This window comes from Mycobacterium paraterrae, assembly GCF_022430545.2.
GTDB lineage: Bacteria > Actinomycetota > Actinomycetes > Mycobacteriales > Mycobacteriaceae > Mycobacterium > Mycobacterium paraterrae.
In genome coordinates, this window is the sequence record NZ_CP092488.2 from 3,775,617 (window position 1) to 3,793,926 (window position 18,310).

Here is an 18,310-nt window from a genome sequence, read left to right on the forward strand (position 1 = left end):
CGTGGCGGCGCTCAGCGACCGCCTCGACTTCATCGTCGGCGCCAAGGCCGCCGGCCAGCTCGACGAGGTCTTCGGCATCCAGACCGTCGATGATCTGCTGCGCCATTACCCGCGCAGCTACGTCGAAGGCTCATCTGTCCGCGGTGCCGACGCCGAGCAGCCGCCGGAGGGCGAGCACGTCACCCTGGTCGACGTGATCACCGACGCGGCGTTGCTCCCGATCAAAAAGCGCCCCAGGGACAAACTGTTTCGCGTCACTGTCGGCTCCGGTCGCAGCAAGGTGACCGCCACCTTCTTTCACCCGAAGAAGTGGATCACCGATCAGCTGTCCAAGGGCACCCGCGTGATGCTCTCCGGTGAGGTGGGTTATTTCCGCGGCGCCATGCAGCTCACCCACCCTGACTTTCTGGTGCTGGACTCCGCGGACGGACGCAATCATGGGAGCCGGTCGCTGAAGATGATCGCCGACGCCTCGCAGGCGGTGAGCGGTGAAGTGCTGCAGGAAGCCTTCGAGCGCACGTTCTATCCGATCTACCCGGCCAGCGCGAAGCTGCAGAGCTGGGACATCTTCAACTGCGTCCGGCAGGTGCTGGAGCTGCTCGACCCGGTCACCGATCCGTTGCCCGAAAGTATCTGTGCCACACATAATCTCATTTCTGAAGACGAGGCGTTGCGCGCTATCCACCTAGCCGAGAGCGATGTCGATCGGCGCCGGGCGAAGGAACGGTTGGCCTTCGACGAGGCGGTCGGCCTGCAATGGGCCCTGGTCAGTCGGCGCCACGGCGAACTCGCCCAGTCGGGTCCGCCGGCTCCGTCCACTCCGAAAGGACTCAAACACGAACTGCTGCATCGCCTGCCGTTCGAGCTGACCGCCGGGCAGCGCGAGGTACTCGACGTGTTGTCCGGTGAGCTCGCGGCGAATCGGCCGATGAATCGCCTCTTGCAGGGCGAGGTTGGGTCGGGCAAAACCATCGTCTCGGTGCTGGCGATGCTGCAGATGGTCGACGCCGGCTATCAGTGCGCGTTGCTAGCACCGACCGAAGTCCTTGCTGCGCAACATCTCCGGTCTATCAGGGATGTACTCGGCCCGCTGGCAATGGGCGGCCAGCTCGGCGGCGACGACAACGCGACCAGGCTGGCGTTGTTGACCGGATCGATGACGGCAGCCCAAAAGAAGCAGGTTCGGGCCGAGATCGCCGGCGGTGAGGTCGGCATCGTCGTAGGTACCCATGCCCTGCTGCAGGACAGCGTCGACTTCCACAACCTCGGCATGGTGGTCGTCGACGAGCAGCACCGGTTCGGCGTCGAGCAACGAGACCGATTGCGGGCCAAGGCTCCTGCCGGCATCACGCCGCATTTGCTGGTGATGACCGCCACCCCGATACCGCGGACGGTGGCGCTGACCGTCTTTGGTGACCTCGAGACGTCGACGTTGAGGGAGTTGCCCCGGGGCCGCCAGCCGATCACCACCACCGCGATCTTCGTCAACGAGAAACCCGCCTGGCTCGACCGTGCCTGGCATCGCATCATCGAAGAGGTGCGCCAGGGCCGTCAGGCCTACGTGGTGGCGCCGCGGATCGACGACAGCGACAGCGGCGGCCAGAGCGAGACGAACCAAAGACCTTCGGCGACAGTGGAAGAGCTCTACAACCGGCTGAGTCGCGAGCAGCTCTCTGGCCTGCAGCTGGGGCTCATGCACGGGCGGTTGAGCGGCGACGAGAAGGACGCGGTGATGGCCGCGTTCCGCGCCCGCGAGATCGACGTGCTGGTGTGCACCACCGTGATCGAGGTCGGCGTCGACGTGCCCAACGCGACCGTGATGCTGGTGATGGACGCGGACCGCTTCGGCATCAGCCAGTTGCATCAATTGCGCGGCCGAATCGGCCGAGGCGAACACGCAAGTATCTGTCTGCTGGCCAGCTGGATGCCGCCGCAATCGCGCGCCGGTCGCCGGCTCAGCGCCGTCGCGGGAACCCTCGACGGATTCCAGCTTGCCGATTTGGACCTGCAGGAACGCCGCGAAGGAGATGTGTTGGGCCGCAGCCAGTCCGGTCGCGCGATCACGTTGAAGCTGCTGTCGCTGATCGATCACCGCGAAGTGATCGAAGCGGCTCGGGACTTCTGTGAACGAGCTTACGGCGATCCGGCGGCGCAGCGAGGACTGGCGTTACTCGCCGCTCCGTTCACCGGAAACGAACGCATCGAATTCCTGGACAAGTCGTGACGCACAGAGCGTGGCTCTGGCTTTCGGCGACCGCAATCCTCACCGTGCTGGTCGCTTACCAGGTGGTGGCTACCTCGGCGGGAGAGCGCGACCGGGAGTTCGCGGCCCGCGCCGACGTGCCGACCGTGCAACCCGGTGTCGACGTCCTCGGCGGGATCACTGTGGTGCCGTGGCGAGCACGGCACTACGACTACCACCGCGCCGCGTTCGGCGAAGCCTGGACCGACGACACCGACGCACCGGGCGGGCACAACGGATGTGATACCCGCGACGACATCCTCAACCGCGACCTCGTCGACAAGACCTTCGTGTGGACCAAGCGCTGCCCCAACGCCGTCGAGACCGGCACCCTGCACGATCCATACACCAACGCCAGCATCAATTTTCACCGCGGCGCCAAAGTCGGTGAGGCGGTGCAGATCGATCACATCGTGCCGCTGGCGCTGGCCTGGGACATGGGGGCCAACGACTGGCCGCTGACGCAGCGGATCCGCTTCGCCAACGACCCCGCGAATCTCCTTGCCGTGCAAGGTCAGGCGAACCAGGACAAGGGTGACTCCCAGCCCGCGCTGTGGATGCCGCCCAACGCGGCGTTCCACTGTCAGTACGCCGTGCAGTTCATCGCGGTGTCGCGCGGCTACGGGCTGCCGATTGATCTGGTGTCAAGCAACGTGTTGCGCCAAGCCGCGGGCACGTGCCCGAGCGGCTGATCAGGCGCCGGTGTAGGTCAGCGGATCCTGCCGCACCCGGGTGCCGTCGTTGAGGCTGTTCAGCGCCTCCATGTGGTCGGCGGTCAACTCGAAATCGAAGACGTCGAAGTTCTCGGCGATCCGCTCGGGATTGGCAGAGCGTGGAATCACCACATTGCCCAACTGGATGCTCCACCGGATCAGCACCTGCGCGCGGCTGCGCCCGTACTCGCCGGCGATCGACGTCACCGTCGGGTTGTCCAGCACCTTGCCGACCCCGAGCGGGCTGTAGGCCTCGGTGACGACATTGCGTGCCGCGTTGGAGGCCCGCAACTCGGCCTGGTTGAGCAACGGGTGCAACTCGATCTGATTCACAGCCGGCGTGACATACGTCAGGTCGATGACCGTCTCCAGGTACTCGTCGGTGAAGTTGCACACCCCGATCGACTTGGTGTGGCCATTGCCGCGAGCCTGGATCAGTCCGCCGAAGGTGTCGACGTACTTACCCAGGGCCGCCATCGGCCAATGCACGAGAAACAGGTCGACGTAGTCGAGGCCGAGCTTGTCCAAACTGACCTTGACGGCGTCCTGCGACGTCTGGAAACCCTGGTCGGCGTTGGCGATCTTGGTGGTGACGAACAGTTCGGCGCGCGGAATGCCGGAGGCCGCGATCGCACGGCCGACGGCTTCCTCGTTGCCGTACACGGCGGCGGTGTCGATTAGCCGGTAGCCGATCTCCAGTGCCGTGGAGACCGCTCGCTCGGTCTCGTCGTCTGACAACTCCGCGACACCGAGGCCGAGTACCGGCATTGTGTTCTCGTCGTTGAGTGCAACGGAGGGGACTACGTCAGCGCCGCCCGACATCTTTACCTGCCTGTGAAATCGAAGGTTCGTGGATCTGGACCAAGCCGGTTTCCGTCGTCGAGCGAAGAGATCGACGCCATGTCGCTTTCGCTCAGTTCAAAATCGAACACGTCGAAGTTGCTCGCAATACGCTCAGGATTCACCGACTTCGGGATGACGATATTACCGAGTTGGATATGCCAGCGAATCAGAACCTGCGCGGTGGTGCGGCCGTGTCTCTCGGCCACAGCGGTGACGGCGGGGTTGGTGAGCAACGAACCTTGGCCGAGTGGGCCCCACGCCTCGGTGGCGATGCCCAGGCGGGCGTGCACCTCGCGCAATTCGGTCTGCGGCAGCCGCGGGTGCAGCTCCACCTGGTTGACGGCGGGGACGATCCCGGTCGCGTCGACCAGCGCGGTGAGGTGCTCGGGCTCGAAATTGCTGACGCCGATGGACCGGACCCGGCCCTGGTCTCGAAGATGGGCGAACGCCCTGAAGGTGTCGATGAATTTGTTCCGCTTCGGCATGGGCCAGTGCACTAGATAAAGGTCCAGGTAGTCGATGCCCAGCCGGTCCATGCTGAGGTCGAAGGCGGCCAGTGTGCTGTCGTAGCCCTGCTCGGAGTTCCACAACTTGGTGACCAAGTACAGTTCGTCCCTGGGTATGCCCGATGCGGCGACCGCGCGGCCGGTCTCGCGTTCGTTGCCGTACATCGCGGCGGTGTCGATGTGGCGGTACCCGGCTTGTAGGGCGGTGCTGACCGCCTGCTCGGTGTCCGCGGGCGGGACTTTGAAAACGCCGAAGCCGAGCACGGGGATGGAATTACCGTCGTTCAGTGGGACCGAAGGACTCAAGGAACTCGACATGACACGAAGTCTGCCAGGCGTTTCGGATTCGCAGGTCAAGGCGGGCGGATGGGCCGCGAGGTTGCAGGCCGCGGCGACCGCGGCCGGCCTCCGGGTGATCCCGTGGGTGCCCACCCGCGCGAAACGACTGCTCTCCGGCGGCCGTGACGTGACCATCGATGGCAACACCCTCGATCCGACGCTGCAGCTGGCGCTGGCCGGTATGCGCGCGTTTGGAATGAACGGGCTGGTGATCGGCCGCGACGTCAACATCTCGCGAACCCAGATGCGGGAGATGACACAGGGTTTCGGCGGACCCCAGATTCACGTCGCTGTCAGCGACGTGTCCATTCCGGGACCGGCCGGCTCGATTCCCGCTCGGCACTACCGCCCGGCGACGTCGGGCCCCGCGCCGTTGGTGGTCTTCTACCACGGCGGCGGCTGGACAATCGGCGACCTCGACACCCACGACCCACTCTGCCGGTTGACCTGCAGGGACGCCGGGGTCCATGTGCTGTCGGTCGATTACCGACTGGCCCCCGAACACCCGGCTCCGGCCGCTGTCGACGACGCCTACGCGGCGTTCCGGTGGGCCTGCGAACATGCCGAGCGGTTGGGCGGAATCCCCGGCAAGTTGGCCGTGGGCGGCGACAGTGCCGGCGGCAACCTGGCCGCGGTCGTCTCGCAGATCGCGCGCGACGAGGGTGCACAACAGCCCGTCCTGCAGTGGCTGATCTATCCCCGCACCGACTTCACGGCGCAGACTCGGTCGTTGACCCTGTTCGCCGACGGATTCCTGCTCACCAAAGCGGACATCGACTGGTTCACCGAGCAGTACCTGGGCTCCTCTGACGCCGCTGCCACCGATCCCCGCATTTCGCCGCTGCTGGCTGAGTCGTTGTCGGGGCTGCCGCCCGCATTGATCGCGACCGCCGGTTTCGACCCGCTGCGCGACGAGGGCGAGAGCTATGCCGCGGCGCTGAGCGCGGCCGGCGTCGGAGTCGACCTGCGTTCGATGCGATCGCTGACGCACGGATTCGCCAGCCTCTTCCCGCTTGGGGGTGGCAGCGCGCTGGCCACCGCCGAATTGATCTCGGCGTTGCGGGCACACCTCACCCGCGTCTGAGTCCGGCAATTGCGGCCGTAGGTAGGCTTATGCGCGATCCCGCCCGCACCGCGGTCGGACAGCGATGTCGACAAACCCGGAATGGTGAGCAAACCCATGGCCGAAAAAGCCGCCAAATCAAACCGCCCCAAGTACGACTTGAACGCCGCGAGTCGTCGACGCGATCTGCTGGTCAGGATCGGCCTCACCTCGATCGTGATCCTGTTCGCCGTCGTGCTGGTCGGCTACATCGTCATCTCGCACGACAAGAAGACCGCCGCGACAGGCGCACGCGCGATCCGGGTGACCTCGAGCAAGCTGGTGACCAAGGACGGCACCCACGACCCGAAGGCCGTCGTCGCCTTCTACGAAGATTTCCTCTGCCCGGCATGCGGCAACTTCGAGCGCGGTTTCGGTCCGACGGTCTCCAAGCTGATCGATGACGGCGCCATCGCCGCCGACTACTACATGACCGGTTTCCTGAGTCGGCCGCAGAATCAGGACTATTCGTCGCGCGCCGCGAACGCCGCCTACTGCATCGCCGATGAGTCAATCGATGCCTTCCGCCGATTCCATACCGCGTTGTACACCAAAGACATTCAGCCCTCTGAGACTGGGACGTCGTTCCCCGACAACGCCAAGCTGACAGAGCTGGCCCGTGAGGCGGGTGTGGTGGGCAACGTTCCCCAGTGCATCAAGGACGGCAAATATCTTCCGATGGTCGACGGCCTCGTGGCATCGGCGGGCATTCACGCCACGCCCACGGTCCGTATCAACGGACAGGACTACGAATTCTCGACGCCCGAAGCGTTTGTCGGCAAGATCAAAGAAATCGTCGGTAACGTCCCGGGAATCGATTCGGCTGCCACCCCAGCAGCGTCGTGACCGCCCCGTCGGCAGCCATTCCCGGTGAGCCGGTTGAAGATTCCGGCCGTCGGCCGGCGACGCTGTCGACGACCGGCGCGTGGTTGATCTTGGTCGCAGGAGTGCTGGGCCTGATCGCATCGGCCACCCTGACGATCGAGAAGATCGAACTCCTGATCAACCCGGCGTATGTGCCGTCGTGCAATCTCAACCCCGTCGTGGCTTGCGGCTCGGTGATGACGACGCCGCAAGCGTCCGCGTTCGGATTTCCGAACTCGCTGATCGGTATCGCGGCGTTCGCCGTCGTGACCCTCACCGGAGTGCTGGCGGTCGCGAAAGTACCGCTGCCGCGCTGGTATTGGATCGGTATGACCATCGGCACCCTGCTCGGCACCGCCTTTGTGCACTGGTTGATTTTTCAAAGTCTCTACCGCATTGGGGCGCTCTGCCCGTACTGCATGGTGGTGTGGGTGGCGACGCTTTCGCTGTTGGTGGTGGTCTCCTCGGTCGCGTTCGGGCCGTCCGATGACCGCCAGGGAGTTGTCGTGCACGAACTCCACCACTGGCGGTGGTCGATCGCCACAATCTGGTTCACCGTCGTCTTTCTGTTGATTGTGGTTCGATTCTGGGACTACTGGTCCACGCTGATCTGAACAACACGCCGTCTCGATTAGAGGAGCAGGAACGTACGTTGATCTCCAAAGTGCTGGTTGCCAATCGCGGCGAGATCGCCGTTCGGGCTTTCCGGGCCGCTTACGAACTGGGCGTCGGCACGGTAGCGGTGTACCCGTACGAAGACCGAAACTCGTTGCATCGCTTGAAAGCCGACGAGTCGTACCAAATCGGCGAGGTCGGCCATCCGGTGCGGGCGTATCTGTCTGTGGACGAGGTCGTCGACACCGCGCGGCGTGCCGGCGCCGACGCGGTCTATCCGGGTTACGGGTTTTTGTCGGAGAACCCGCGACTGGCCGCCGAATGTGCGAAGAAGGGCGTCATCTTTGTCGGCCCGAAAGCCGACGTGCTGTCGCTGACCGGCAATAAGGCCCGCGCGGTCGCCGCGGCCCGCGAAGCCGGTCTGCCGGTGCTTACATCGTCGGCGCCGTCGGCGTCAGTCGACGAACTGGTGTCCGCCTCACACGGGATGGAGTTCCCGTTGTTCGTCAAAGCCGTTGCCGGCGGCGGCGGTCGTGGCATGCGTCGAGTCACCGATGCCGATGCGTTGCCCGAAGCCATCGAGGCGGCGAGTCGGGAAGCCGAGTCGGCGTTCGGGGATTCGACTGTCTACCTCGAGCAGGCTGTGCTCAACCCTCGCCACATCGAGGTTCAGATTCTGGCCGACAACTACGGCAACGTGATTCATCTCTACGAGCGCGATTGCAGTGTGCAGCGGCGCCACCAGAAGGTCGTCGAGTTGGCGCCCGCGCCGAATCTGCCAGAAGAGCTGCGAGACAGGATGTGTGCCGACGCGGTGGCGTTCGCCCGGCACATCGGCTACAGCTGCGCGGGCACTGTCGAGTTCCTGCTCGACGAGCGCGGCCACCACGTCTTCATCGAGATGAACCCGCGGATCCAGGTCGAGCACACCGTGACCGAGGAGATCACCGACGTCGACCTGGTCTCCAGCCAGCTGCGCATCGCGGGAGGGGAGTCCCTCGAGGACTTGGGATTGCGCCAGGAGTCGATTCGCCCGCGTGGGGCCGCGCTGCAATGCCGCATCACCACCGAAGACCCGGCCAATGGATTTCGGCCCGACACCGGACGGATCACCACCTACCGCAGCCCCGGGGGTGCGGGCATACGCCTCGACGGCGGAACCAATCTGGGCGCGGAGATCAGCGCCCACTTCGATTCGATGCTGGTCAAGCTGACCTGCCGGGGTCGCGATTTCACGACCGCGGTCAATCGGGCGCGGCGCGCGATCGCCGAATTCCGCATTCGTGGGGTGTCGACGAATATCCCGTTCCTGCAAGCGATCCTGGACGATCCCGATTTCCAGGCCGGCGACATCACGACCGCGTTCATCGAGGAGCATCCGGCGCTGCTGACGGCGCGCTCGTCGGCCGACCGTGGCACCAAGATCCTCAACTACCTGGCCGACGTGACGGTCAACAAGCCGCACGGCTCCCGGCCGTCGGCGGTCTACCCGCAGGACAAGCTGCCCGACATCGACCTGACCACAACGCCGCCGGCCGGCTCCAAGCAACTGCTGGTCGAACTGGGCCCCGAGGGGTTCGCGCGCTGGCTGCGGGACTCGTCAGGAGTCCGGGTCACCGACACCACCTTCCGCGACGCTCACCAATCGCTGCTGGCGACCCGGGTGCGCACCAGCGGACTCGGGCTCGTCGCACCCTACATCGCGCGGACCATGCCCCAGCTGCTGTCCGTCGAATGCTGGGGCGGCGCGACCTACGATGTGGCGCTGCGCTTCCTGAAGGAAGACCCCTGGGAGCGGCTGGCCACGCTACGCGAGCTGATGCCCAACATTTGCCTGCAGATGTTGCTGCGGGGCCGCAACACCGTTGGCTACACGCCGTACCCGGAGCTGGTCACCTCTGCGTTCGTCGACGAGGCGACCGCCACCGGAATCGACATCTTCCGGATTTTCGACGCGCTGAACAACCTCGAGTCGATGCGTCCCGCAATCGATGCGGTACGCGAAACAGGTTCTGCGATAGCCGAAGTCGCGATGTGCTACACAGGCGACCTGTCCGATCCGGCCGAAGACCTCTACACGCTGGACTATTACTTGAGGCTGGCCGACCAGATCGTCGAGGCCGGCGCGCACGTGTTGGCGATCAAGGACATGGCCGGGCTGCTTCGCCCCCAGGCCGCCCGGGAGCTGGTCGGGGCCCTGCGCAGTCGATTCGATCTGCCGGTGCACGTGCACACCCACGACACGCCGGGGGGTCAACTGGCCAGCTACATTGCGGCGTGGCAGGCAGGGGCCGACGCGGTCGACGGCGCGGCGGCGCCGATGGCGGGAACGACCAGTCAGCCAGCGTTGAGCTCGATCGTGGCGGCCGCCGCGCACACCGACTACGACACCGGTTTGTCGCTGTCGGCGGTCTGCGGGCTGGAGCCGTACTGGGAGGCGCTGCGAAAGGTCTACGCTCCCTTTGAATCCGGTCTGCCCGGACCGACCGGGCGGGTGTATCACCACGAGATCCCCGGTGGGCAGCTGTCGAATCTGCGCCAGCAGGCAATCGCTCTGGGGCTGGGCGACCGGTTCGAGGAAGTCGAAGAGGCCTATGCCGGCGCCGACCGGGTCCTCGGCAGGCTGATCAAGGTCACCCCCTCGTCAAAGGTGGTTGGTGACCTTGCGCTGGCACTCGTGGGCGCGGGCCTGAGCGCTGATGAATTCGCTTCGCATCCCGAGCAATTCGATATTCCGGAATCTGTCCTCGGTTTTCTGCGCGGTGACCTCGGCGACCCGGTGGGCGGATGGCCAGAACCGTTGCGCTCCAAGGCGTTGGCCGGACGTGGCGAACCGAAGCCGGTCCAGGAATTGACCCCGGAAGACGAAACCAACCTCGGGTTGCACGGCCACAAACGCCAAGCCACGCTCAACCGCCTGCTTTTTCCCGGCCCGACAAAGGAATTCGAGACACACCGGGAAACCTACGGCGATATCTCGCGGTTGTCGGCCAACCAATTCTTCTACGGCCTGCGCCAGGGGGAGGAGCACCGGGTGCAGCTCGAGCCCGGTGTCGAGCTGCTGATCGGGCTCGAGGCGATCTCCGAGCCCGACGAACGCGGCATGCGCACGGTGATGTGCATCATCAACGGTCAGCTGCGGCCAGTGGAAGTCCGTGACCGCAGCATCGCCAGCGAAGTACCCGCCGCGGAGAAAGCCGAGAAGGGCAATTCCAAGCACGTCGCTGCGCCGTTCGCCGGGGTGGTCACCGTTGGGGTCTCTGCCGGCGACCAAGTCAGCGCCGGCCAGACCATCGCCACCATCGAGGCGATGAAGATGGAAGCGCCGATCACCGCGCCAGCCGACGGCACCGTCGAACGGGTCGCGGTCTCCGACACAGCCCAGGTCGAGGGCGGGGACTTGCTGGTGGTGCTCGCCTGACGCGCCGACGACGGGGTCATGCGCCGCAAGAGCGGCGCCGATGAGGAGTCCCGGCATTTGACGCGCATCATCGGTGGAATCGCCGGGGGACGGCGGGTCGCGGTGCCGCCGCACGGTACCCGGCCGACCACCGATCGGGTGCGTGAGTCGCTGTTCAACATCGTGTCCGCGCAACTGGACTTGGCCGGTCTCGCGGTGCTCGACCTCTATGCGGGTTCGGGCGCGCTCGGTCTCGAGGCGCTGTCGCGGGGTGCAACCTCGGCGTTATTCGTCGAGTCGGACCGCCGCGCGGCGGCGGTGATCGAACGCAACATCGCTACCCTCGGACTGCCGGGGGCAACGGTGCGGCGCGGGCAGGTGGCAACCATGCTGGCCGCGAAAGCCACTCGTCCGGTCGACCTGGTGCTCATGGATCCACCCTACGATGTCGACACCCGGGTCATCGAGCAATTGCTGGTCGCGTTGGCCGCCAACGGCTGGGTGCGCGAGGGAAGTCTCGTCGTCGTCGAGCGCGCAGTCGGAAGTCCACCCTTGAGCTGGCCCGACGGGTGGGATCCCTGGCAGCAGCGGCTTTATGGCGACACCCGCTTGGAGCTGGCCGAACGGATGTGAACGGCGTGTACCGTCATCGGGCATGGCGCCGGTTTCGATCAACAGGGCAGTGCGATCCGACGGTCGGACGAGGGGCGGCGCCGATGACTAGCGGCGCGGTGTGCCCAGGTTCCTTCGATCCGGTGACGCTGGGTCACATCGACGTTTTTGAGCGAGCAGCGGCTCAGTTCGACGAGGTGGTGGTGGCGATCCTGGTCAACCCCGCGAAGAAGGGCATGTTCGATGTCGACGAGCGGATCGCGATGATCGAAGAGTCGACAGCCCACTTGCCGAACGTGAGTGTCGAGCCCGGCCGGGGGCTTGTGGTTGATTTCGTAACGTCCCGCGGAATGACGGCAATCGTCAAGGGTCTACGTACCGGCACGGATTTCGAGTACGAGCTGCAGATGGCACAGATGAACAAGCACATCGCCGGCGTCGACACGTTTTTCGTGGCCACCGCCCCGAAGTATTCGTTCGTGTCGTCATCGTTGGCAAAAGAGGTCGCGACGCTAGGCGGTGACGTGTCCCAGTTACTGCCCGATGCGGTGAATCGCCGGCTGGCCGCCAAACTGCGAAAGACCAACGGGCAGTAGCCAGCAGCGCGACCGGGCGAATGCCGCGGCCGCGCTGCTCGTTCGTGATCTCAGCTTTCCGCGAGCGCGGCGTGTAGTGACTTCTTCGCCTCGGTGATCGCTGTCAGGACCTTGGTCCGTGCCTCGGCCAGCTTCTCTTTCTGAGCGTCGGTGCCCGACCAGTGAATGGTGCGTGCCAATCCGGCGAGCTCGACCAAGCCCCAGCGGATCTTCGCGAGGTCGCCGAACTTCCCGGCCTGGGCCAGCCTGGCGTGGATGGACTCGCTGCTGATTCCCTTCCACTGCAATACGTTTCGGCCCAGTTCGGTCAGGGTAGCGACCCCGTCGTCGACGGTCACGAACCCGCGACCGGCCAACTTACCGATGGCAAGCTCGACGATTCCCTGCGGCGGCGCAAAAGCGCCGTCGGTCGCCTCGGAAACCCGCTGCACGATCTGCTCCGCAGTCGCCGGCCCGTCGAGCAGCAGCGCGGCCGTACCGACCACCACCCGCTTGTGGCGTCCGCCGAATCCAGGCCCGCCGGGTCCGCCCCAGCCGTGGCCGGGTCCGCCGTGTCCGCCCCAACCGAAGCCGGGGCCACCCCATCCTGGGCCGCCGGCAAATCCTGGGCCGCCCGCAAATCCTCCACCGAACATCCTTGTCCTCCTTCAGGTAACGGCGCCGGGGCGGAAGTGACCCGGTCGCCGGTTTGGATATCTAGCTCCTTGATACCGGCCCTCCTCTTCGGTGTCAAGAAACTTGATATTGCCTCGGGTGGGCAGCCGGCGCGCCGGCCAATGCGGCACCAGAGCTGCGGTTTCGTGTCAGCATGGTCGAGATGAGCGACTTCGTGGATCAACCCTTGGGCTTTCTGGTCCGCGGTCTGATGGCCCGACTCCGGCCGCATGCGGTGCAGGCACTTCGCCCGCTGGGTCTAGGCCTTCCCGAGTTCGTCTGCATGCGGATCTTGGACGAAGACCCGGGCCGCACCAGCGCCGAACTCGCCCGGCACACCCACGTGACTGCCCAGGCGATGAACCAGGTCCTGCAGGGCTTGCAGGACGCTGGACTGGTGACCCGCCCGGCGACGGCATCCTCGGGCCGCGCGCTACCCGCGCAGCTGAGCCGCAAGGGCAAGGCACTACTCAAGCGGGCGGAAGAAGCGGTTGCGTCCGCCGATGAACAGCTATTGGCCCATCTCAGCCCTGCCGATCGGCGCCAGCTCAAATCGTTGCTTTACCGCGCCGGGAATCCACCGGCAGACGGCGCCTCGGCGTGCGGCCAACCCGCAGGGTCGCGCAGTCGAGCTGGCGCGTAGCGCGTCGCTGCGAGCGTGCTTGCCTGCCTCCAGTTAATTTCGCGAACAAAGTTATTGGTCGGCCCTGCCGGAGTTCCAAGCTCGCTGAAGCTCCATGCGTGAGCGGATCTTGAGCTTGCGATAGACGCGACTCAGGTTGACTTCCACTGTCTTCGGGCTGATGAACAGTGCCGCCGCGATGTCGCGATTGGTCATTCCCGATACGGCAAGTTCCGCAATACGCCGCTCTGACGTGGTCAATCCCTCTCCGCGCTGTCTGCTTCCGATCCCGCGCGCCAGCTCGGTTCTGGCGCGTTCGGCCCAAAGCTCCGTGCCGAGTTGTTCGAAAGTGGTCAGCGCATCGCGCAGTGTCGCGGTCCCGTTTTCGCGTCGACGCTGCCGGCGCTGGATCTGTCCGAGCAAGAGCTGGGTGCGCGCCATCTCGAAGGGCATGGGGAGGCGCTTGTGCTCGGTCATGGCCTGCTCGGCCGCCGTGATGGCGGCGTCGAGATCGCCCCGGGCGGCCCACAACATTGCGCGGCAGCGCAGCGCCGTGGCAAGCATCCAGGCGCGGTCCAGGCGGCGACCGTTGGCCTCCAACGTGTCGATCAGCGGCTCGGCGTCATCGATTCTCCCCACGCCGATCAGAGCCTCGGCGGCTTCGGGGAGGTAGGCCGCGGCGATGATTTCGGTGGCTTCGGGCAGCATCCGGGTCATGACCAGCATCGGTTCGAGGATGTCCAGGGCTGCCTGGTGATTACCGAGGGAATTCTCCACGAATCCGCGCAGTGTGGATGCCCATTCACCCATTCGCATCGACCCGCAACGCTTTGCAGCGGCGATGGCTTCATCGAGATCGTTCGCTGCCTCTGTCACACGGCCGCCATAAGCGGCGGCCGCCCCGCGGATCGTCAAGCCGATGAACATCGGAAAGTCGCCGCCGAGCTGCGATGCGCGCTCGACCGTTTCGTCTCCGGCGATCGCGACACTGTGCAGATCTCCGCGCCAGAGGTCCATCATCGCCTGTGAAAAGGCGACGAAGACCAATTCATGTTCCTGACCCAAAGCGACGCATCTGGTGCCTGCGGCCGCCAGCACGTTGCGGGCGTGTTCGAACTCGCCAGTCCAGCCGCGCAGCAGCGCGACCTGAACGCTGGGCCGGAAGGGCACGGGAATCGGCGCATTCGGGTCCTCGAGTTCGACCGCACGCCGGATGGTCGCTTGATCGAATCCACGTCCGGCGAGAAATCCCAAGGTTTCGTGCATGCCCAGGGCCGAACTGAGGAGGATGGGCACGGCTACCTTCTCGGCTTCGGTCACCGCCTGGCTTACGCGGTCCAGTGCATGACCGGGTTGCGCCGCGTTGAACAGTGCATAGGCGAGCATGATCAACATCCGGACGCGCAATAGGTCATCGGTGCCCGGCTCCGGTAGTCCGCTCTCCAGAAGCTCTGCCGCGTCGGCGAAACCGTCTTCGTGAAGCCGGACCAGGGCCAGCTGGTAGAGAGCCTCGGCGCGAAGTGAGCCGACCGGTAGATCGGCGACCACGTCCTCGAGCATGAGACGCGCGCGCCCGGTGCCGCCGGCCGCGAAGTGGTGTGTCGCGCACAGAATTCTGCGCGCCGGGTCGGTGGCGCCGAGATTGATTGCCAAGTCGAGTAATTCGGCTGCGGCCGCGGGTGCACCTCGGGCGTTAGCGATCTCAGCCGCCGCGTCCAGGGCTGTGATGGTTTCGGGCTCGCCGGTGGTATCCGACAGCGCCAGATGGCGTGCCCGCAGTTCGGGTTCGGCGACGAGCTCCGCGAGCTTCCGGTGGATGGCGCGTTGCCGCCGCGGCGACGACTCACTGTAAACGCCATGAGCCAACAAAGGATGGGTGAACGACACCCGATTACCGTCAATGACGACCACGGAGTGAGTTTCGGCCTCGCTCAACACTTCCAGCACCCGCTCGGGGGTCTTATCGGTGGCTTGAGCCAGCAGTCTTACGGTCGGCGCGGGCACGCTGGCGGTAGCCAGCAACACGTCTAGCGCGTCGCGGCCGATCCGCGCAATACGTGAGCCCACCAGATCGGCGAGACTGCTCGGAAGCTGTAAGGAGTCGGATCCGATCCTCGGGTCGATCTCGCGAGCCAATTCCAGACCGTAGAAAGGGTTTCCGCCGGCGATCTGGTGGATACGCAGCAGGGTTGGCCGCGAAAACGAGGTTCCCAACCGAACGGTCAGCACTTGGTGCAACTCGCCAACGCTCAACGGGCGCAACTTGATCCGACGTACCGCGTCAGGATGGGCAAGCTGCACGTGGGCCGCCACCGTATTGCTCCGAGTAATGGCAAGCAGTCCCACCCCCCGTGGTAAGCGGCGAGCGGCGAAGCTCACCGCGTCGGCGCTGGAAACGTCGATCCACTGCAGGTCGTCGATAGCTACGAGCACGGGGCGCTGAGACCACGTGACCAAGCGCTCGAGCACACCTACAAACGCCGCACCGACCGCTCGCGCATCGCTCGACGCCGACGACGCGCTACCACGTAGCAGGGCGGCATCCAGGCTTTGCTGTTGCGGTGCGGGTAAATCGGCAAGGATCGAGTCGTCGATGTCGGCCAGCAGGTCGGCCAATCCGGCATAGGCCAACACCGACTCGGCCTCGGCGGACCGGGCGGTCAGCACCGTGAACCCGAGTTCGCGGGCGCGCTCCAACGCGTCGAGCCATAGTGTCGTCTTGCCGATTCCCGCTTCGCCCTCGATCACCATGGCAACCGGCGCATCGAGGAGATCGCCGAGAAAAGCGGTGACCGACAGCTCGTCGGCCCGCCGAATCGCAGCTCGCACTGCCATACGCCCGCCCGTCAGCTTCCAGTCGAGATCGGCCGATCCGATCGCGTGGTCACCGCACAGGCCCCCGCATTCGGGCGGCAACGTCCGTCAAATCCTGGGCATCATAGTAAGTGAATTATTTGCACTCGGCATGAGTTAACCTAGCCCGGTCTGTGCGGTGCCTGGCAAATTGGGTCAGGTTTGCGAGCCCGTCAATCGCAGTGGTGGTGGTGGTGCTCGTGCTCGGTGTCAGGGGAGCCGCCCATCGCCCTCAGCATGGGAAGGCCACCGGTAACCACGAAGCGGACGACGAGCAGCGCCGCCAACCCGAGAAAGCCGATGTTCAGCCAGGTGGTGTAGTTCCAGGAGATCCCGGACTCCATCACGATGGCATGGCGCTCCGAGGGGATGAGACCTGCTGTGCCGAAAAGGAACTCGACTACGTACCCCGCGAAAACCATCGCGGTATAGAAGGTGCCCAGCAGTACCAGCATCATCTTGGTGCCGTAGTACTTCCGATAGATGTTCAAGATCGGCAGTATCAGCAGGTCGGCGAAGATGAACGCGACGACGCCGCCGAAGCTGATGCCGCCGTTCCATAACACCGCGGCCAACGGCACGTTGCCGATCGAGCAGACGAACGAGGCGATCGCCACGAGCGGGCCGACGGCCGGGCCCCACAACGTCGACAACACCGGGTGATTGGCGAAAAAGAAGTGCTGCCAGAAAGACTCGGGTACCCAGGCGCCGATCGCCCCGGCGATCAACAGGCCGACGATCAGGTCGCGAAGGATGGCGGCCCACTCCATCACGAAGACATGGGATACCGCCGTCAGGCCGTCTTGGGACAGCAGGCGCCGCAGAAACGATCCGTCGCCAGCCACCGACATGTCCATGGCGGCATGGCCTTCCATTGATCCAGCCAATCCACGGTCAGCTTGTCTGCGGGCGGCATCGACAAGTCGCGACCTCACGAAAAGTCGAAACAACAGGGCCACAGCCACGATCATCAACGGGCCGCCGACGAATTCGGCAAGGGTGAACTGCCAACCCATCAACAGGGCGAGGATGATGCCGAGTTCGACCACCAGATTGGTCGAACCGATCTCAAACGCCATTGCGGCGGTGAAATTGGCGCCCTTGCGGAAAAGGGAGCGGGCCAAGGCCACCGCGGCATAGGAACACGACGAGGATGCCGCGCCCAGACCCGCCGCCACGGCCAATGTCCGTGGATGGTCGTCGCCGAGCAAGGACACGATGGTCGAACGGCGCACCACCGCCTGAACCACCGCTGAAAGCGCGAATCCAAGGATCAGCGCCCAGAGAATTTCCCACGTCATCGACCCTGCTAGCGCCAGGGCGTGACCCACCGCAGCAAGCACATCGTGCGTCATAACGCCTCCAACCAAATACCCCCTAGGGGTATTCCAGAGCGACTGACCTCGCCGCTCAAGGTCATCCGGGATTGCCGCCACCGAGTAGAAGTCGACATAATCACCCAAGTGTGCAGGTAGTGAGGACGGTTTCGATACCGGAAAAAGCCCGACACACCGAGCCTGGCAACGCAGTCACATATGCAACACCAGGCACACTGGTAACAACAACGAAGCCGGGAGGGTGTTGCCGTGTACCGAGTTTTTGAGGCGCTCGATGAGCTGAGCGCCATTGTCGAGGAAGCGCGTGGCCTCCCGATGACTGCGGGCTGTGTGGTGCCCCGCGGCGACGTCCTCGAGCTGATCGATGACATCAAGGACGCCATTCCTGGTGAGCTCGACGACGCTCAGGACGTCCTTGACGCCCGCGACTCGCTGCTGCACGAAGCGAAGGCGCATGCGGATTCGACGGTGTCGTCGGCGAGTGCCGAGTCGGAGTCGATGGTCAACCATGCCCGCGCGGAAGCCGACCGGATTCTGGCCGACGCGAAGGCGCAGGCCGACCGGATGGTCGGCGAAGCCCGCCAGCACAGCGAGCGGATGCTCGGCGAGGCCCGCGAAGAAGCGGCGCGCCTGGCTGCGTCGGCCAAGCGCGAGTACGAGGCCGCCGTCACGCGGGCGAAGTCCGAGGCCGACCGGCTGATCGAGAACGGCAACATCTCCTATGAGAAGGCCGTGCAGGAGGGCATCAAAGAGCAGCAGCGTCTGGTGTCGCAGACCGAGGTCGTGCAGTCGGCCAACGCCGAGTCCGCCCGGTTGATCGACGCCGCCCACGTGGAGGCCGACCGGCTGCGTGGCGAATGCGACATCTACGTCGACAGCAAGCTCGCCGAGTTCGAGGAGCACCTCAACACCACCCTGCGCTCGGTCAACCGCGGCCGCCACCAATTGCGCACGGCGGCGGGCGTCCACGATTACGCGCAGCGGTAGCCGCTGGTAGGCGCCCGTAGAATCG

Annotated in this window: 15 protein-coding genes; 10 read left to right on the forward strand and 5 right to left on the reverse strand. The window is 65.1% G+C overall.

Annotation, left to right across the window (positions count from 1 at the left end):
- Position 1 precedes the first annotated feature (1 nt).
- Together recG and MKK62_RS18285 are read left to right on the forward strand one after the other, a co-directional pair.
- Positions 2-2,224 carry an ATP-dependent DNA helicase RecG gene (recG, locus tag MKK62_RS18280; protein WP_240258502.1) on the forward strand — a complete coding sequence of 741 codons (2,223 nt, stop codon included), beginning with the start codon at positions 2-4 and terminating at the stop codon, positions 2,222-2,224.
- On the forward strand, positions 2,221-2,934 hold the full coding sequence (locus MKK62_RS18285; protein WP_240258501.1) for an HNH endonuclease family protein: 714 nt from the start codon (positions 2,221-2,223) through the stop codon (positions 2,932-2,934). Before recG ends, MKK62_RS18285 begins: the two co-directional genes overlap by 4 nt.
- On the opposite strand, the gene MKK62_RS18290 is transcribed toward MKK62_RS18285, so the two are convergent.
- Positions 2,935-3,777, reverse strand: coding sequence for an aldo/keto reductase (locus MKK62_RS18290; protein WP_240258500.1), 843 nt, complete (start codon positions 3,775-3,777; stop codon positions 2,935-2,937).
- Between the two features lie 2 nt (positions 3,778-3,779).
- Positions 3,780-4,622: an aldo/keto reductase gene (locus MKK62_RS18295; RefSeq protein ID WP_240258499.1), complete on the reverse strand. Its 843-nt coding sequence runs from the start codon at positions 4,620-4,622 to the stop codon at positions 3,780-3,782.
- Here MKK62_RS18295 and MKK62_RS18300 point away from each other — a divergent pair.
- The 6 genes from MKK62_RS18300 (at position 4,621) to coaD (ending at position 11,832) form a co-directional block, all read left to right on the forward strand.
- A complete protein-coding gene (locus MKK62_RS18300) occupies positions 4,621-5,727 on the forward strand; it encodes an alpha/beta hydrolase (protein WP_240258498.1) in 1,107 nt (368 codons plus the stop codon). The two genes, MKK62_RS18295 and MKK62_RS18300, sit on opposite strands and share 2 nt — an antisense overlap.
- Positions 5,728-5,808: 81 nt before the next feature.
- Positions 5,809-6,591, forward strand: coding sequence for a DsbA family protein (locus tag MKK62_RS18305; protein WP_434084963.1), 783 nt, complete (start codon positions 5,809-5,811; stop codon positions 6,589-6,591).
- Positions 6,592-6,608: 17 nt separating this feature from the next.
- Positions 6,609-7,223 (forward strand): vitamin K epoxide reductase family protein, encoded by a 615-nt coding sequence (locus MKK62_RS18310; RefSeq protein WP_240264072.1) that lies wholly within the window; start codon positions 6,609-6,611, stop codon positions 7,221-7,223.
- A 38-nt stretch (positions 7,224-7,261) separates the two neighbouring features.
- A complete protein-coding gene (locus MKK62_RS18315; protein ID WP_240258497.1) occupies positions 7,262-10,645 on the forward strand; it encodes a pyruvate carboxylase in 3,384 nt (1,127 codons plus the stop codon).
- A gap of 57 nt (positions 10,646-10,702) precedes the next feature.
- A complete protein-coding gene (gene rsmD, locus MKK62_RS18320) occupies positions 10,703-11,257 on the forward strand; it encodes a 16S rRNA (guanine(966)-N(2))-methyltransferase RsmD (RefSeq protein ID WP_240264071.1) in 555 nt (184 codons plus the stop codon).
- An 83-nt stretch (positions 11,258-11,340) separates the two neighbouring features.
- On the forward strand, positions 11,341-11,832 hold the full coding sequence (gene coaD, locus MKK62_RS18325) for a pantetheine-phosphate adenylyltransferase (RefSeq protein ID WP_240258496.1): 492 nt from the start codon (positions 11,341-11,343) through the stop codon (positions 11,830-11,832).
- A gap of 50 nt (positions 11,833-11,882) precedes the next feature.
- On the opposite strand, the gene MKK62_RS18330 is transcribed toward coaD, so the two are convergent.
- On the reverse strand, positions 11,883-12,467 hold the full coding sequence (locus MKK62_RS18330) for a hypothetical protein (RefSeq protein WP_240258495.1): 585 nt from the start codon (positions 12,465-12,467) through the stop codon (positions 11,883-11,885).
- A 173-nt stretch (positions 12,468-12,640) separates the two neighbouring features.
- On the opposite strand from MKK62_RS18330, the gene MKK62_RS18335 reads away from it, so the two are divergent.
- A complete protein-coding gene (locus MKK62_RS18335) occupies positions 12,641-13,129 on the forward strand; it encodes a MarR family winged helix-turn-helix transcriptional regulator (protein ID WP_240258494.1) in 489 nt (162 codons plus the stop codon).
- A gap of 51 nt (positions 13,130-13,180) precedes the next feature.
- Here the strand turns inward: MKK62_RS18335 and MKK62_RS18340 are convergent, their stop codons facing one another.
- Both MKK62_RS18340 and MKK62_RS18345 read right to left on the reverse strand, forming a co-directional pair.
- Positions 13,181-15,943, reverse strand: coding sequence for a helix-turn-helix transcriptional regulator (locus MKK62_RS18340; protein WP_240258493.1), 2,763 nt, complete (start codon positions 15,941-15,943; stop codon positions 13,181-13,183).
- Positions 15,944-16,134: 191 nt separating this feature from the next.
- Entirely contained in the window at positions 16,135-17,316 is a 1,182-nt protein-coding gene (locus MKK62_RS18345) for a permease (RefSeq protein ID WP_240258492.1), read from the reverse strand.
- A gap of 231 nt (positions 17,317-17,547) precedes the next feature.
- On the opposite strand from MKK62_RS18345, the gene sepIVA reads away from it, so the two are divergent.
- Positions 17,548-18,285: a cell division protein SepIVA gene (gene sepIVA / locus MKK62_RS18350; RefSeq protein ID WP_240258491.1), complete on the forward strand. Its 738-nt coding sequence runs from the start codon at positions 17,548-17,550 to the stop codon at positions 18,283-18,285.
- The last annotated feature ends 25 nt before the right edge of the window (positions 18,286-18,310 follow it).

What these genes read in the sequence shown, in the direction of transcription:
- MKK62_RS18290 (WP_240258500.1), bottom strand. Translation starts at nt 3,777, where the DNA reads ATGTCGGGCGGCGCTGACGTAGTCCCCTCCGTTGCACTCAACGACGAG.
- MKK62_RS18300 (WP_240258498.1), top strand. Translation starts at nt 4,621, where the DNA reads ATGACACGAAGTCTGCCAGGCGTTTCGGATTCGCAGGTCAAGGCGGGC.
- MKK62_RS18295 (WP_240258499.1), bottom strand. Translation starts at nt 4,622, where the DNA reads ATGTCGAGTTCCTTGAGTCCTTCGGTCCCACTGAACGACGGTAATTCC.
- MKK62_RS18305 (WP_434084963.1), top strand. Translation starts at nt 5,809, where the DNA reads ATGGTGAGCAAACCCATGGCCGAAAAAGCCGCCAAATCAAACCGCCCC.
- coaD (WP_240258496.1), top strand. Translation starts at nt 11,341, where the DNA reads ATGACTAGCGGCGCGGTGTGCCCAGGTTCCTTCGATCCGGTGACGCTG.
- MKK62_RS18330 (WP_240258495.1), bottom strand. Translation starts at nt 12,467, where the DNA reads ATGTTCGGTGGAGGATTTGCGGGCGGCCCAGGATTTGCCGGCGGCCCA.
- MKK62_RS18335 (WP_240258494.1), top strand. Translation starts at nt 12,641, where the DNA reads ATGGTCGAGATGAGCGACTTCGTGGATCAACCCTTGGGCTTTCTGGTC.
- MKK62_RS18340 (WP_240258493.1), bottom strand. Translation starts at nt 15,943, where the DNA reads ATGGCAGTGCGAGCTGCGATTCGGCGGGCCGACGAGCTGTCGGTCACC.
- MKK62_RS18345 (WP_240258492.1), bottom strand. Translation starts at nt 17,316, where the DNA reads ATGACGCACGATGTGCTTGCTGCGGTGGGTCACGCCCTGGCGCTAGCA.